Below are 14,706 nucleotides of genomic sequence, written 5' to 3' on the forward strand. Positions count from 1 at the left end.
ATGAGCGAAGCAATCAAAAAGCCTGTGGGTCCTGAAGGCATCATTCAGATGCAGGGCGTCAACAAGTGGTACGGCCAGTTCCACGTGCTGAAAGACATCAACCTCAACGTCAAGCAGGGCGAGCGCATTGTGCTGTGCGGCCCGTCGGGTTCCGGCAAGTCGACCACCATCCGCTGCCTCAATCGTCTGGAAGAACACCAGCAGGGCCGCATCGTCGTGGATGGCGTGGAACTGACCAACGATCTGAAGCAGATCGAAGCGATCCGCCGTGAAGTCGGCATGGTGTTCCAGCACTTCAATCTGTTCCCGCACCTGACCATTTTGCAGAACTGCACCCTGGCCCCGATGTGGGTGCGCAAGATGCCCAAGCGCAAGGCCGAGGAAATCGCCATGCATTACCTGGAACGCGTACGCATTCCGGAGCAGGCGCATAAATTCCCGGGGCAACTGTCCGGTGGTCAGCAGCAGCGTGTGGCGATCGCTCGCGCGCTGTGCATGAAACCGAAAATCATGCTGTTCGACGAACCAACCTCGGCACTCGATCCGGAAATGGTGAAAGAGGTTCTGGACACCATGATCGGCCTGGCCGAAGACGGCATGACCATGCTCTGCGTGACCCACGAAATGGGCTTCGCCCGCACCGTGGCGAATCGCGTGATCTTCATGGACAAGGGCGAGATCGTTGAGCAAGCGGCGCCGAATGACTTCTTCGATAATCCGCAGAATGATCGGACGAAGCTGTTCTTGAGTCAGATCTTGCATTGATGGTTGATGCTTGAAAACGAACCCGGCCTTGTGCCGGGTTTGTTTTTTGTGGGGTCAGGAAAAGGTCAGGGTTTCGTCTTCTTTGTGCACTGTATCCTTGAACCCTCTCAAATCTGCCCCTTCGCCCAAGGCGCGCGCATCGGTGAGCAGGTGTGGGTGACGATCAAGCAAGCGCATCAGCACTATCAAAGCTTTCGGTGGGAGCGAGTCGCCGCGTTCGTATCGTGAAAATGCGTTATGTCCACCACCCGACAACAACAGCACCGCTTCCTTTTGTGACAGATGCAGCTTGCGGCGGATGCGCTTCATCTCGTTACCGATCATTTGTCGGCCAGCAATGACTAGCTCGTCGCTCGCATCTGAATAACGCTGCGCGCTATTGGGGTCGAGTATGACCTCCCCGCATGCCTGACATTCCCATCCAGACAAATCATCAAGCCGACGCTCCATGCCTTTTACGCTCATGGTTTCAGCGCGACCCTCGAAGTGCCGCATTCCTTCAGGTGCTCCGCAACTGAAGCATTGTTTTGTGTTCATGGTTTTTTCTCCTTGAAGGAGATCACCGGAGGCTCACCGCCTGAGCAATAAGTGACCTTGATGTAGATCTCCAGATCATGCGAAGTGATGTGATACACGTCTTGCCAAACCCGATGGTCGCTATAAGTCGTCATCGATTTGTACAACATCCTGTTTTGCAGTTCGAAAACGACGTCCAGCATTTCCCTGAGGCTCAGGCCCATGTCTCGACCGCTTTTGCGCGCAGTCCCTGTAAATGCGTTTATCCCAAGCCTTCTGACATCCTCCTTGATCACCACCAGGTTGTAGTGGGGTGTGTTCTTCTCCATAAGAAATCTTGAACCTCTCCCTGAAATTACCCTTAAAGGGTAATTTTGACCAATCGAAAATCCCGCTCCATGCGTCTCCGATTGACCCTAGGCGGTTGCCGTCCTACACGAGTCTGACTAACATGTCAGAAAATTCATCCTATGATTGGATGAAAGGGCGAATCCTATGTCAGAAATTTCTCCACTTATTAAGCGATCCCTGGTCGATCAGGCCTTGGATCAGTTGCGCCAGCGCATCAACAGCGGCGTCTGGCAGGTCGGCGAGCGTCTGCCGACCGAACCCGAGCTGTGCGCCGAGTTGGGCATCAGCCGCAACACCGTGCGTGAAGCCATGCGGGTGCTGGCGTTTTCCGGGTTGATCGAAATCCGTCAGGGCGACGGCAGTTACCTGCGTGCGGTGGTGGACCCGCTGGACACGCTCAAGGCGCTGTCCCGTTGCTCGCCGGAGCAGGCCCGGGAAACCCGGCACATCCTTGAAGTCGAGGCCATCGGCCTGGCGGCATTACGCCGTACCGATGAAGACCTCGCCGCGTTGCGTGAAGCGCTCGGCACTAGCGGCAGCCATTACCACGGCGATCTCGACACCTACATCGCCTGCGATCTGGTGTTTCACCGCCGTTTGGTCGACGCCGCGCACAACCCGACCCTTAGCGAGCTGTATCGCTATTTCTCCAGCATCGTCGGCGCGCAATTGCGTCAGACCCTGAACATCGTCCCGCGCCGTCAGGAAGTGTTCGACCTGCACATCGAGTTGCTTGATGCCGTCGAACAACGTGACCCGGAACGGGCCAAAGCTTTGTCGAGACAGTTGATTAATGAACCTTGAAACCGAGAAACCCATGTCCCGCAGTGATTTATCCACAACCCCCAAACGCACGGCAGAGCTTGAAGAGCTGTTGATCGATGCCGAGGCCGATGACGAACAAGTGCAGCAAAGTCACCCGCTGGTTCGGCGTCCGTGGCTCTTGTTGTTGGGGCTGATTCTGGTGGCGCTGAACCTGCGTCCGGCGCTGTCGAGCATGGCGCCGCTGCTCAGTGATGTGTCGAAAAGCCTTGGCCTGTCGGCGGCTCAGGCCGGTTTGCTGACCACACTGCCGGTGCTCTGCCTTGGCTTGTTCGCACCGCTGGCGCCGATTCTGGCGCGGCGTTTCGGTGCCGAGCGCGTAGTCCTTGGCATTCTGCTGACACTTGCTGGCGGCATTATCTTGCGCAGCAATTTCGGGGAGATCGGTCTGTTCGCTGGCAGCGTATTGGGCGGCGCCAGCATCGGCATCATCGGCGTATTGCTGCCGGGCATCGTCAAGCGCGATTTCGCCAAACACGCCGGCATCATGACCGGCGTTTACACCATGGCCCTGTGTCTCGGCGCGGCGATGGCAGCGGGTTCGAGCGTGCCGTTAAGTGAGCATTTCGATCACAACTGGACCATGGGACTCGGCTTCTGGGTGATTCCGGCGCTGGTGGCGGCTGTGTTCTGGCTGCCGCAGGTCGGGCAGAAACACGGTGCGCACAACGTCGCTTATCGGGTGCGCGGGCTGCTGCGAGATCCGCTGGCCTGGCAAGTGACTTTGTACATGGGCCTGCAATCGTCGCTGGCCTACATCGTGTTTGGCTGGTTGCCGTCGATCCTGATCGGTCGCGGTCTGACGCCGACCCAGGCGGGTCTGGTGCTGTCCGGTTCAGTGATCGTCCAGCTCGCCAGTTCGCTGGCGGCACCCTGGCTGGCGACCCGTGGCAAGGATCAGCGTTTGGCGATCATGGTGGTTATGGCGCTTACCCTTGGCGGTCTGTTCGGCTGCCTCTACGCACCGATTGAAGGGCTGTGGGGCTGGGCGATTCTGCTGGGTCTGGGGCAGGGCGGTGCATTCAGTCTGGCGCTGACGTTGATCGTACTGCGCTCGCGTGACGCTCATGTCGCAGCAAATTTGTCGAGCATGGCTCAAGGCTTCGGTTACACGCTGGCTTCGATGGGGCCGTTTGCGGTCGGCATCGTGCATGACTGGACCGGCGGCTGGAATGCGGTCGGGTGGATCTTCGGCATCATTGGCTGTGGCGCGATCCTCGCCGGTCTTGGTGCCGGGCGTGCGTTGTACGTGCAAGTGCAAAGCGAAAAGATCTGAGTGCGCTGATTTCAAATGTGGGAGCGAGTTTGCTCGCGAAGGCGGAGTGTCAGTTGGTGGAAGTTCTGCTGACACACCGCTTTCGCGAGCAGGCTCGCTCCCACATAGGATTTGTGTGCTGCGGTATTCGGTATGCGAATGCCGATAGTGTTTCCGCACTTTGCAGCTTATCGTGCTGGCAATCTGTACATATTCTGGAGATTGCCCATGAGTGAAGCCCACGTTGCGTTGATCACCCGTTTCTACGAAGCTTTCCAGCGCCTCGATGCCGAGGCCATGGCCGCCTGCTACACCGATGACGTGGTGTTCAGCGACCCGGCCTTCGGCGAACTGCGCGGGCGCGATGCCGGCGACATGTGGCGCATGCTCACCACCCGGGCCAAGGACTTCTCACTGACCTTCGACAATGTCCGCGCCGACGAGCGCAGCGGCGGCGCGCATTGGGTGGCGACTTATCTGTTCAGCCAGACCGGCAATGTGGTTGTCAACGATATCCAGGCGCGCTTCGTGTTCCGTGACGGCAAGATCTGCGAGCACCACGATCACTTTGATCTGTGGCGATGGTCGCGTCAGGCCTTGGGTTTCAAAGGTCTGCTGCTGGGGTGGACGCCGCTGGTACGCAATGCCGTACGTGCGCAGGCACTCAAGGGACTGAAGGCATTTCAGGCCGGTCGCTGATAAGATCGCGGCCTGTTTCCTACACGCCTTGATCCCAAAGTGACCAGCCTTAGCGAAAAATCCGTCGATGTTGCCGAACCGGTGAGCAAGTCCTGGTTCGTCTACCTCGTTCGCGCCGCCAACGGTTCGTTGTATTGCGGGATCAGCGACGATCCCGTCCGCCGTTTCGCCAAGCACCAGAGCGGCAAAGGTGCGCGTTTCTTCCTCTCCAGCCCGGCCATGGCGCTGGTCTACACCGAGCTTTGTCGCGACAAAAGCGATGCGTTGCGCCAGGAACGGCTGATCAAAAAATTGCGCAAGAGCGCCAAGGAATGCCTGGTGGCGTCTTATCAATCTGACTGATGGGTTCCCATCAGGCAGATCTGTAGGCTGCTAAGCAAATGCGCGCTAAGCTGCCGACTCACTATTTGAGCGGCGGAGCCGAGCATGTCCGAGTTGATCCTCCATCATTACCCGACTTCTCCATTTGCCGAAAAGGCCCGCCTGCTGCTGGGGTTCAAAGGCTTGTCCTGGCGCTCCGTGCATATCTCGCCGGTGATGCCCAAGCCTGACCTGACGGCTCTGACCGGCGGCTATCGCAAAACCCCGGTGCTGCAAATCGGCGCAGATATCTATTGCGACACTTCGTTGATCGCTCGCCGGCTGGAGCGGGAGAAGGCTCAGCCGTCGTTCTTCCCCGAAGGGCAGGAAATGACTACCGCCAGTTTCGCGACCTGGGCCGATTCGGTGGTGTTTCAGCACGCCGTCAGCCTGGTGTTCCAGCCGGAATCGGTGGCGGTGCGTTTCGGCAAGTTGCCGCCGGAAGCGATCAAGGCGTTTCTGGCCGACCGTGCCGGGCTGTTCAGCGGTGGTAGCGCGACGCGTTTATCCACCGAGCAGGCCAAGCATCAATGGCCGACGATCATGGCGCGTCTGGAGCAGCAGTTGCAGCGTGAGCAGGGCGACTTCCTGTTCGGTGAGCCGTCGATTGCCGACTTCGCGTTGGCGCATCCGATGTGGTTCCTGAAGGCGACTCACGTAACCGCCCCATTGGTGGACGAATATCCGGCCGTTGCGGCGTGGTTGGGCCGAGTGTTGGGTTTCGGTCATGGTGCTGCGAGCGAAATGACCTCCGAAGAGGCGCTGGAGGTTGCGCGCAACACGACACCGGCGGCATTGCCGGATGAGCAGTTCGTTGACCCGAACGGATTCAAGGCTGGGCAGCAAGTAGCAATTGCCGCGACGGATTACGGGGTTGATCCGGTAGTGGGAGAGTTGTTGTTTGCAGGCAGTGAAGAGCTGATCGTGTGTCGTGAGGACGAGCGTGGCGGCGTGATGCATGTGCACTTTCCACGCTTCGGTTTCCGTATCGAAGCCAAGTAACAGCGACTAACCCTGTGGCGAGGGAGCAAGCTCCCTCGCCACAGGTGTGTGTTATTTCAAGGCAGCGAGAATCTCATCCGGATCAAACCCGCGAATCAACGTGCCATTCACGTCAATCAGCGGAATTCCGCGTCCCCCCAATGCCTCATACGCCTTGCGTGCATCGGCATCCTTCTCGATATCGAATTCCTTGAACGGAATCCCTTTGCTGTCGAGAAAACGCTTGGTCTGCTTGCAGTAGCCGCACCATTCGGTGGCGTACAACACGACACTGGCCTGAGCGCGGGTCTGCTCGGAAACCATCTGCGACGGATTGAACACGCGCTCGATCTTTCCCCAGTTCTGATAGACCACGACCACCAGCAGAACCAGCGCAACCTTCTTCAGCACATTGCCGAGCATCAGTTACGGCGCTTCAACTGATCGGTGAGTGACGTCGGCAGGCCCTTGATCATCAGGGTGCCATTCTCTTCGTCGTACTCGATCTTCGAGCCCAACAGGTGGGCCTCAAAGCTGATCGACAGGCCTTCGGCGCGACCGGTGAAGCGGCGGAATTGATTCAATGTGCGTTTGTCCGCCGGTATCTCTGGCGACAGGCCGTAGTCCTTGTTGCGGATGTGATCGTAGAAGGCTTTCGGGCGTTCTTCGTCGATCAGCTCCGAGAGCTCTTCCAGGCCCATTGGCTCGCCGAGTTTGGCCTGGCTGCTGGCGTAATCGACCAGCGTCTTGGTTTTCTCGCGGGCCGAGTCTTCCGGCAGGTCTTCGCTTTCGACGAAGTCGCTGAAGGCCTTGAGCAGCGTGCGGGTTTCGCCCGGGCCGTCGACGCCTTCCTGGCAACCAATAAAGTCGCGGAAGTATTCGGAGACCTTCTTGCCGTTCTTGCCTTTGATGAACGAGATGTACTGCTTGGACTGCTTGTTGTTCTGCCACTCGGAGACGTTGATCCGCGCCGCCAGGTGCAGTTGGCCGAGGTCGAGGTGGCGCGACGGCGTCACGTCCAGCGAGTCGGTCACGGCCACGCCTTCGCTGTGGTGCAGCAGGGCGATCGCGAGGTAATCGGTCATGCCTTGTTGATAGTGGGCGAACAATACGTGGCCACCGACCGACAGGTTCGACTCTTCCATCAATTTTTGCAGATGCTCGACCGCGACTTTGCTGAACGCGGTGAAGTCCTGTGCGCCCTCCATGTATTCCTTCAGCCAGCCGCTGAACGGGAATGCACCGGACTCAGGATGGAACAACCCCCAGGCTTTACCCTGTTTGGCGTTGTAGCTCTCATTGAGTTCGGCGAGCATGTTCTCGATGGCCGCGGACTCAGCCAGTTCGGAATCACGGGCGTGCAGAACTGCGGGCGTGCCGTCGGGTTTTTTGTCGATCAAATGGACGATGCAATGACGGATCGGCATAGGCTTCTCGGCTGTTGGAAGGGAGGAGGGCGGGCTCCCCCGAAAAAGCGCCCAGTGTACCGCAACCATTGGTTTTGGCGCGGGGTGGAGGGCAAATCCGGGGCAGGTGATCGCCCTTATGCAGTTTTTTAGCGATTTAGAGCAATAAAGCTGACCAAATGGGTAGCTAGAGGCGGATATTTCCCCGTCTCTGTGCTAGTTTTGCCCGGTCTTACGCGAAGTCACTGCGTTAAGCGTGCAATCAGCATTTGTCAGGTCGAACCAAACCCTGATTTCGGTATCTATAACCCCGACTCGTCGTGGTTATCGCCGAGGGTGCCAGATCCAGAAGATCGGGCTCGATGGCTGACACTGCACTCTGCAATCCATATGAATTTGATAGGGAAGGAACACTACATGGCTCTTACTAAAGACCAACTGATCGCCGACATCGCTGAAGCTATCGACGCGCCGAAAACCACCGCGCGTAACGCTCTGGACCAACTGGGCCAAATCGTTGCCGATCAGCTGGAAAACGGCGGCGAAATCACCTTGCCAGGTATCGGCAAGCTGAAAGTGACCGAGCGTCCTGCCCGCACTGGCCGTAACCCTTCGACTGGCGCTGCCATCGAAATCCCTGCAAAGAAAGTGATCAAGCTGGTTGTGGCCAAAGGCCTGACCGACGCTGTGAACAAGTAAGACGCAGCGATAAAAAAACCGTGCTCCGGAGTGATCCGGGCACGGTTTTTTTGTGTCTGCGATTTGGCTGTACACCCTGAACCTTTGTAGGAGCGAGCAGGCTCACTCCTACAGGGGATCTGCTGTGTGTTAGCGAACCCAGCGCTCGCGACGCCAGATCTGCTGCTCGGACTTGGTCTGGAAGGTCCAGGCGACGAAGCGGCTTTGTTTCTGTCCCTGAGACATCTCAACCACCTGACTTTCCAGCACGCCGGCCTTTTTCAGCGCGATCTCAATGGCGGGCAGGTTCGAGGCTTTCGACACCAGCGTGCTGAACCACAGCACCTTGTGCTGGAAGTTCGCGCTCTCGGCGATCAGTTGCGTCACGAAACGTGCTTCGCCACCTTCACACCACAGCTCGGCCGACTGGCCACCGAAGTTCAGCACCGGCAGTTTGCGTTTCGGGTCGGCGCGGCCCAGCGCGCGCCATTTGCGCTCGCTGCCCTTGGTCGCTTCATCCATCGAGGCGTGGAACGGCGGGTTGCACATGGTCAGGTCAAAGCGTTCACCCGGCTCCAGCAGACCAATCAGGATGTGCTTGCGATTTTCTTGCTGGCGCAGCTGTATAACTTTGCTCAGATCGTTGGATTGAACGATGGCTCTGGCGGCAGCCACGGCGGTCGGGTCGATCTCCGAGCCGAGGAAGTGCCAGCGGTATTCGCTGTTGCCGATCAGCGGATAAACGCAATTGGCGCCCATGCCGATGTCCAGCACGTTGACGATCGCGCCGCGCGGAACCTTGCCGTCGTTCATGCTTGCCAGCAGATCCGCGAGAAAGTGCACGTAATCGGCACGGCCCGGTACCGGCGGGCAGAGGTAGTCCGCCGGAATATCCCAGTGTTGGATGCCATAGAACGCCTTGAGCAGCGCCCGGTTGAACACGCGCACCGCATCGGGACTGGCGAAGTCGATGCTTTCCTTGCCGTACGGGTTGGTGATCACAAACTTCGCCAGTTCCGGCGTGGTTTTGATCAGCGCCGGGAAGTCGTAGCGACCCTGATGGCGATTGCGCGGGTGCAGGCTGGCCTTTTCACGCGGCTCAACGGCTTTGGCCGGGGTCGCGGAGTCGGGCTTCTTGCGCGCAGGTTTGGGTGTGCGGGGGGCGTTCATGGGCGTGGTCGATTCGGGTATGGCTGAAAGTGGCGGGTATTGTCCCACATTGGCGACGTATACGCCGGATGGTGTTTCAGGCACAAAAAAGGGAAGCCGTTGCGGGCCTCCCTTTTTCATTGCGGATTGCCCTTACAGGCTGGAAATCCGCGCGTGCTGCTCGGCCAGTTTGCCCAGGGCCTGTTCAGCCTCGGCCAGTTTGGCGCGTTCCTTCTCGATGACTTCGGCCGGGGCCTTGTCAACGAAACCGGCGTTGGACAGCTTGCCGCCAACACGCTGGACTTCGCCTTGCAGACGCAGGATTTCCTTGTCCAGACGCGCCAGTTCGGCGCCCTTGTCGATCAGACCGGCCATCGGCACCAGCACTTCCATCTCGCCAACCAGCGCGGTGGCGGACAGCGGTGCTTCTTCGCCAGCAGCCAGCACGGTGATCGATTCCAGACGCGCCAGCTTCTTCAGCAGTGCTTCGTTCTCGGTCAGGCGACGCTGGTCTTCAGCGCTGACGTTCTTCAGGTAGATCGGCAGGGGCTTGCCTGGGCCAATGTTCATTTCGCCACGGATGTTACGCGTGCCGAGCATCAGCTCTTTGAGCCATTCGATGTCGTCTTCGGCGGCCGGATCGATGCGCTCTTCGTTGGCCACCGGCCAAGGTTGCAGCATGATCGTCTTGCCCTGAATGCCGGCCAGCGGCGCGATGCGCTGCCAGATTTCTTCAGTGATGAACGGCATGAACGGATGCGCCAGGCGCAGCGCCACTTCCAGTACGCGAACCAGCGTGCGGCGGGTGCCACGCTGACGCTCAACCGGGGCGTTTTCGTCCCACAGCACAGGCTTGGACAGCTCCAGGTACCAGTCGCAGTACTGGTTCCAGATGAACTCGTACAGCGCTTGCGCGGCGAGGTCGAAACGGAACTGATCCAGTTGACGGGTCACTTCGGCTTCGGTGCGTTGCAGTTGCGAGATGATCCAGCGATCCGCCAGCGACAGCTCGTAGGCTTCGCCGTTCTGGCCGCAGTCTTCACCCTTGTCCAGAACATAACGCGCAGCGTTCCAGATCTTGTTGCAGAAGTTGCGATAGCCTTCGACGCGGCCCATGTCGAACTTGATGTCGCGACCGGTGGACGCCAGCGAGCAGAAGGTGAAGCGCAGGGCGTCGGTGCCGTAACTGGCGATGCCCTCGGCGAACTCGTCGCGGGTCTGCTTCTCGATCTTCTTCGCCAGTTTCGGCTGCATCATGCCGGAGGTGCGTTTTTGCACCAGTTCTTCCAGCTCGATGCCGTCGATGATGTCCAACGGGTCAAGGACGTTGCCCTTGGACTTGGACATCTTCTGGCCCTGGCCATCACGTACCAGACCGTGCACATAAACAGTCTTGAACGGAACCTGCGGCGTGCCGTCCTCGTTCTTGATCAGGTGCATCGTCAGCATGATCATCCGGGCAACCCAGAAGAAGATGATGTCGAAACCGGTCACCAGCACGTCGGTGGAGTGGAATTTCTTCAGGAACTCGGTCTGCTCAGGCCAGCCGAGGGTGGAGAACGTCCACAGACCGGAACTGAACCAGGTGTCGAGTACGTCGTTGTCCTGTTGCAGTGCAACGTCCGGGCCGAGGTTGTGCTTGGCACGTACTTCGGCTTCATCACGGCCGACATAGACCTTGCCCGACTCGTCGTACCAGGCCGGAATCCGGTGGCCCCACCAGAGTTGACGGCTGATGCACCAATCCTGGATGTCGCGCATCCACGAGAAGTACATGTTTTCGTACTGTTTCGGCACGAACTGGATGCGGCCATCTTCAACGGCAGCAATCGCAGGTTCAGCCAACGGCTTGGTGGAGACGTACCACTGGTCGGTCAGCCACGGCTCGATGATGGTGCCGGAGCGATCGCCTTTCGGCACTTTCAGGTTGTGATCGTCAACGCTGACCAGCAGGCCGGCAGCGTCGAACGCAGCGACGATCTGCTTGCGCGCTTCGAAGCGCTCAAGGCCGGCGTACTCGGCCGGGATCTTGCCGTCGATGCTGTCGTTCAGCGTGCCGTCGAGGTTGAACACCTGAGCGGCAGGCAGCACGTTGGCGTTCTTGTCGAAGATGTTCAGCAGCGGCAGGTTGTGGCGCTTGCCGACTTCGTAGTCGTTGAAATCGTGGGCCGGGGTGATTTTCACGCAACCGGTGCCGAATTCAGGATCGCAGTAATCGTCGGCGATGATCGGGATGCGACGGCCAACCAGTGGCAGTTCGACAAACTTGCCGATCAGGGCTTTGTAGCGCTCGTCGTTCGGGTTTACCGCGACGGCGGAGTCGCCGAGCATGGTTTCCGGACGGGTGGTCGCGACGATCAGGAAATCGTTGCCTTCAGCGGTTTTTGCGCCGTCAGCCAGCGGGTACTTCAGGTTCCACAGGAAACCTTTCTCGTCGTGGTTTTCCACTTCGAGGTCGGAAATCGCCGTGTGCAGCTTGGTGTCCCAGTTGACCAGACGCTTGCCGCGATAGATCAGGCCGTCCTCGTGCAGACGCACGAAGGCTTCTTTAACGGCTTCCGAGAGGCCGTCGTCCATGGTGAAGCGCTCGCGGCTCCAGTCTACGGACGAGCCGAGGCGGCGAATCTGACGGCTGATGTTGCCACCGGACTGATCCTTCCATTCCCAGACTTTTTCGAGGAATTTTTCGCGGCCCAGATCGTGACGGTTCTGGCCCTGGGCTTCAAGTTGACGCTCCACCAGCATCTGCGTAGCGATACCGGCGTGGTCGGTGCCCGGCTGCCACAGGGTGTTGCGACCCTGCATGCGGCGGAAACGGATCAGGGCGTCCATGATCGCGTTGTTGAAACCGTGACCCATGTGCAGGCTGCCGGTGACGTTCGGCGGCGGGATCATGATGGTGTAGGAATCGCCCGCGCCTTGCGGTGCGAAATAGTTCTCGGACTCCCAGGTGTTGTACCAGGAAGTTTCAATGGCGTGCGGCTGGTAGGTCTTATCCATGCGCGGCGGGACCCTATTGGCATTTATTCAGGAAAAGCCGGGAAGTATAGCGGGGCATGGGGCCGAGGGCGAGCGGGGGAGGGGCGGGTGGACGCAAGCTTTCTGTAGGAGCTGCCGAAGGCTGCGATCTTTTGACTTTGTTTTTTAAGGTCAAGATCAAAAGATCGCAGCCTGCGGCAGCTCCTGCAGGGGATCGTGGGGATTATTCGTACTGGCTGAGCAACCGTTCCATCCGCGCATCGAGGCGGCGTTTGATTTCAGTTTCGATGTGCGGCGCGAAGTCGTCGATCACGTCTTGCATGATCAATTGCGCGGCGGCGCGCAGTTCGCTGTCCAGGTGCAGCAGGGCGTCCGGGCCTTTATCGACGGTCGCAGCAGGTTGCGCGGCAGGCGTCGGGGGCGGAGCCGGTGGCGGCTCGACGGCGGGCGCCTCGGCGCCGACCGAATCGAACAACATCGGAATCTGTTCCTGTTCACCGTCATCGACCGTGTCGGTCAGCAGTGGCGGTTGCAGGTTGTCATCGCCGAGCAACTGGCGGATCGATTCGAGATCGTCCAGCAGGTGTGCGGACTTTTGCTGCGGTTTCGGAGTGTCCATTGGAGTGCTCAGAGTCGCTGTAAACGGTGATCTTGCAGAGGATAGCCCTGTTCGCGGTAGAAACGGAAACTCTCCCGCGCAGCCGCGCGAATGGTCGGATCTTCCACCACCACTTCCGCCACGCGGGCGAATTTGTTGGCGAAGGCCGGGACTTTCAGGTCGAGATTGACCAGTAAGTCCTGATGCTGACCGCAGTCATCGCCTACCCCCAACACAATCAACCCCTCGGGTTCACTGTCGGCGGGGCCGTGGGGCACGAAGCTTTCGCCCTTGAACGCCCACAGCCGAGCATCGAGATCTTCGCGCTGAGCGGCATCGCTGCAATGCAGGTAGATGCGGTGGCCCATGCGCCAGGCTTTCTCGGTGAGCTTGCAGGCAAAGTCCAGGCGTGCCGAGGGATCGGCGCTGGGCAGGATATAGAAGTCGACTTTGGTCATTGCGGTTCCTGAGCTGAAAGCGGCGCCTCAAAAAAGAAGCGCCGCCCGCAGTCATCGGTTTCAGGCTTTGGCGCGATCCAGCAGGTACTGGGTCAGCAGTGGCACCGGACGGCCAGTGGCGCCCTTGTCCTTGCCGCCGCTGGTCCACGCGGTGCCCGCGATGTCCAGGTGTGCCCAGTTGAGGTTCTTGGTGAAGCGCGACAGGAAGCATGCGGCGGTGATGGTGCCGGCCTTCGGCCCGCCAATGTTGGCGATATCGGCGAACGGGCTGTCCAGCTGTTCCTGGTACTCATCGAACAGCGGCAGTTGCCAGGCGCGGTCATCAGCAGCCTTGCCGGCGCTGAGCAGTTGGCCGATCAGTTCGTCGTTGTTACCCAGCAGGCCCGAGGTGTGGGCACCCAGTGCTACGACGCAAGCGCCGGTCAGGGTGGCGATGTCGATCACCGCTTGTGGCTTGAAGCGCTCGGAGTAGGTCAGGGCATCGCACAGCACCAGACGGCCTTCGGCGTCGGTGTTGAGGATTTCCACGGTCTGGCCACTCATGGTGGTGACGATGTCGCCCGGACGGGTCGCATTGCCGCTCGGCATGTTTTCGGCGCAGGCGAGGATGCACACCAGATTGATCGGCAGCTTCAGTTCGAGGACCGCACGCAGGGTGCCGAACACACTGGCAGCGCCGCCCATGTCGTACTTCATTTCGTCCATGCCGGCGCCCGGCTTCAGGCTGATGCCGCCGGTGTCGAAGGTGATGCCTTTGCCAACCAGTGCGTATGGCTTCTCGGATTTCTTGCCACCGTTGTATTGCATGACGATCAGGCGCGGCGGTTGTTCGCTGCCCTGGCCAACGGCATAGAACGAGCCCATGCCCAGCGACTTGATCTTCTTCTCGTCGAGCACTTCGACTTTCAGGTCCTTGAACTCTTTACCGAGGTTCTTGGCTTGTTCGCCAAGGAAAGTCGGGTGGCAGATGTTCGGCGGCAGGTTGCCCAGATCACGGGTGAAGGCCATGCCATTGGCAATCGCGGTAGCGTGATTCACGGCGCGCTGAACTTCGGCTTGTGCAGCCTTGATGGTCAGCAGGGTGATTTTCTTCAGGGCGCGCGGTTCGGCCTTCTGGCTCTTGAACTGGTCGAAGGTGTATTCGCCGTCCACCAGGGTTTCTGCCAGCAGGCGGGTCTTGCCGTAACTGTCGCGGCCCTTGACGATGACTTCGTCCAGCGCCAGCACGGCATCGCTGCCGCCCAGGCCTTTGAGGGTGTTGAGGATGCCGGCAACGATTTTGCGGAACGGACGGTCGCCCAGTTCCTCGTCCTTGCCTACGCCGACCAGCAGCACGCGCTCGGCTTTGAGGTTTGGCAGGCTGTGCAGCAGCAGGCTTTGACCAACCTTGCCGGCCAGATCGCCACGCTTGAGTACGGCGCTGATCGCGCCACCGCTCAGCTCGTCGACCTGTTTGGCGGCGACACCGAGTTTGCGGCCTTCGCCGACGGCAACCACCAGGGTGGCGGTTTTCAACGTTTCTGGGCTAACGCTTTTTACAACCAGTTCCATGTCCGGATCCCTGAATGAATGGTCAACACGCAGGCGTTCGACGGTGTCCGCAGTCGCCTGCTTATAGATAGAAGAGGCGCAGGCCAAAGCCTGCGACAAGGGCCGCAGTTTGAACCTCGCTCCCCGCGCCTGACAACC

The 14,706-nt window shown here is 59.4% G+C and carries 16 protein-coding genes; 7 read left to right on the forward strand and 9 right to left on the reverse strand.

Annotated features, from left to right (window positions below):
• Positions 1 to 765, forward strand: a complete 765-nt coding sequence (locus tag ACA069_RS04975) for an amino acid ABC transporter ATP-binding protein (RefSeq protein WP_003221897.1) — start codon at positions 1 to 3, stop codon at positions 763 to 765.
• Between the two features lie 54 nt (positions 766 to 819).
• On the opposite strand, the gene ACA069_RS04980 is transcribed toward ACA069_RS04975, so the two are convergent.
• Together ACA069_RS04980 and ACA069_RS04985 are read right to left on the reverse strand one after the other, a co-directional pair.
• The gene (locus tag ACA069_RS04980) at positions 820 to 1,302 is read right to left on the reverse strand and encodes a type II toxin-antitoxin system MqsA family antitoxin (protein ID WP_401271382.1); all 483 of its coding nucleotides are present in this window, start codon (positions 1,300 to 1,302) and stop codon (positions 820 to 822) included.
• Positions 1,299 to 1,610 carry a type II toxin-antitoxin system MqsR family toxin gene (locus ACA069_RS04985; protein WP_489879179.1) on the reverse strand — a complete coding sequence of 104 codons (312 nt, stop codon included), beginning with the start codon at positions 1,608 to 1,610 and terminating at the stop codon, positions 1,299 to 1,301. The genes ACA069_RS04980 and ACA069_RS04985 overlap by 4 nt, the downstream gene beginning before the upstream one ends.
• Before the next feature lie 166 nt (positions 1,611 to 1,776).
• Between ACA069_RS04985 and ACA069_RS04990 the strand changes: the two genes are divergently transcribed.
• The 5 genes from ACA069_RS04990 (at position 1,777) to ACA069_RS05010 (ending at position 5,770) form a co-directional block, all read left to right on the forward strand.
• Positions 1,777 to 2,436: a FadR/GntR family transcriptional regulator gene (locus tag ACA069_RS04990; RefSeq protein ID WP_401271385.1), complete on the forward strand. Its 660-nt coding sequence runs from the start codon at positions 1,777 to 1,779 to the stop codon at positions 2,434 to 2,436.
• Positions 2,426 to 3,730 carry a CynX/NimT family MFS transporter gene (locus tag ACA069_RS04995; protein ID WP_497616566.1) on the forward strand — a complete coding sequence of 435 codons (1,305 nt, stop codon included), beginning with the start codon at positions 2,426 to 2,428 and terminating at the stop codon, positions 3,728 to 3,730. The genes ACA069_RS04990 and ACA069_RS04995 overlap by 11 nt, the downstream gene beginning before the upstream one ends.
• A 207-nt stretch (positions 3,731 to 3,937) precedes the next feature.
• Positions 3,938 to 4,408, forward strand: a complete 471-nt coding sequence (locus ACA069_RS05000; RefSeq protein WP_187680046.1) for a nuclear transport factor 2 family protein — start codon at positions 3,938 to 3,940, stop codon at positions 4,406 to 4,408.
• A 39-nt stretch (positions 4,409 to 4,447) separates the two neighbouring features.
• Positions 4,448 to 4,750, forward strand: a complete 303-nt coding sequence (locus ACA069_RS05005) for a GIY-YIG nuclease family protein (protein WP_008083651.1) — start codon at positions 4,448 to 4,450, stop codon at positions 4,748 to 4,750.
• Between the two features lie 84 nt (positions 4,751 to 4,834).
• Positions 4,835 to 5,770 (forward strand): glutathione S-transferase family protein, encoded by a 936-nt coding sequence (locus ACA069_RS05010; protein WP_497616569.1) that lies wholly within the window; start codon positions 4,835 to 4,837, stop codon positions 5,768 to 5,770.
• A 51-nt stretch (positions 5,771 to 5,821) separates the two neighbouring features.
• On the opposite strand, the gene ACA069_RS05015 is transcribed toward ACA069_RS05010, so the two are convergent.
• Together ACA069_RS05015 and yejK are read right to left on the reverse strand one after the other, a co-directional pair.
• The gene (locus ACA069_RS05015) at positions 5,822 to 6,172 is read right to left on the reverse strand and encodes a glutaredoxin family protein (RefSeq protein WP_401271394.1); all 351 of its coding nucleotides are present in this window, start codon (positions 6,170 to 6,172) and stop codon (positions 5,822 to 5,824) included.
• Positions 6,172 to 7,176 (reverse strand): nucleoid-associated protein YejK, encoded by a 1,005-nt coding sequence (gene yejK / locus ACA069_RS05020; RefSeq protein WP_497616572.1) that lies wholly within the window; start codon positions 7,174 to 7,176, stop codon positions 6,172 to 6,174. The genes ACA069_RS05015 and yejK overlap by 1 nt, the downstream gene beginning before the upstream one ends.
• Positions 7,177 to 7,572: 396 nt before the next feature.
• On the opposite strand from yejK, the gene ACA069_RS05025 reads away from it, so the two are divergent.
• Positions 7,573 to 7,854, forward strand: coding sequence for an HU family DNA-binding protein (locus tag ACA069_RS05025; RefSeq protein ID WP_003221909.1), 282 nt, complete (start codon positions 7,573 to 7,575; stop codon positions 7,852 to 7,854).
• A 129-nt stretch (positions 7,855 to 7,983) separates the two neighbouring features.
• On the opposite strand, the gene rlmF is transcribed toward ACA069_RS05025, so the two are convergent.
• The 5 genes from rlmF to ACA069_RS05050 all read right to left on the reverse strand — a co-directional run bounded on the left by rlmF (position 7,984) and on the right by ACA069_RS05050 (position 14,568).
• Complete coding sequence (gene rlmF / locus ACA069_RS05030; RefSeq protein WP_489879176.1) at positions 7,984 to 9,003, reverse strand: 23S rRNA (adenine(1618)-N(6))-methyltransferase RlmF; 1,020 nt, start codon at positions 9,001 to 9,003, stop codon at positions 7,984 to 7,986.
• Positions 9,004 to 9,135: 132 nt separating this feature from the next.
• Positions 9,136 to 11,982, reverse strand: a complete 2,847-nt coding sequence (locus ACA069_RS05035) for a valine--tRNA ligase (protein WP_497616574.1) — start codon at positions 11,980 to 11,982, stop codon at positions 9,136 to 9,138.
• A gap of 202 nt (positions 11,983 to 12,184) precedes the next feature.
• Positions 12,185 to 12,580 (reverse strand): DNA polymerase III subunit chi, encoded by a 396-nt coding sequence (locus ACA069_RS05040; protein WP_187680038.1) that lies wholly within the window; start codon positions 12,578 to 12,580, stop codon positions 12,185 to 12,187.
• An 8-nt stretch (positions 12,581 to 12,588) separates the two neighbouring features.
• Positions 12,589 to 13,017, reverse strand: a complete 429-nt coding sequence (locus tag ACA069_RS05045) for a DNA polymerase III subunit chi (protein ID WP_187680037.1) — start codon at positions 13,015 to 13,017, stop codon at positions 12,589 to 12,591.
• 60 nt (positions 13,018 to 13,077) lie between these two features.
• Complete coding sequence (locus ACA069_RS05050) at positions 13,078 to 14,568, reverse strand: leucyl aminopeptidase (protein ID WP_187680036.1); 1,491 nt, start codon at positions 14,566 to 14,568, stop codon at positions 13,078 to 13,080.
• Positions 14,569 to 14,706 lie beyond the last annotated feature (138 nt).

The organism is Pseudomonas sp. LBUM1652, assembly GCF_059716105.1.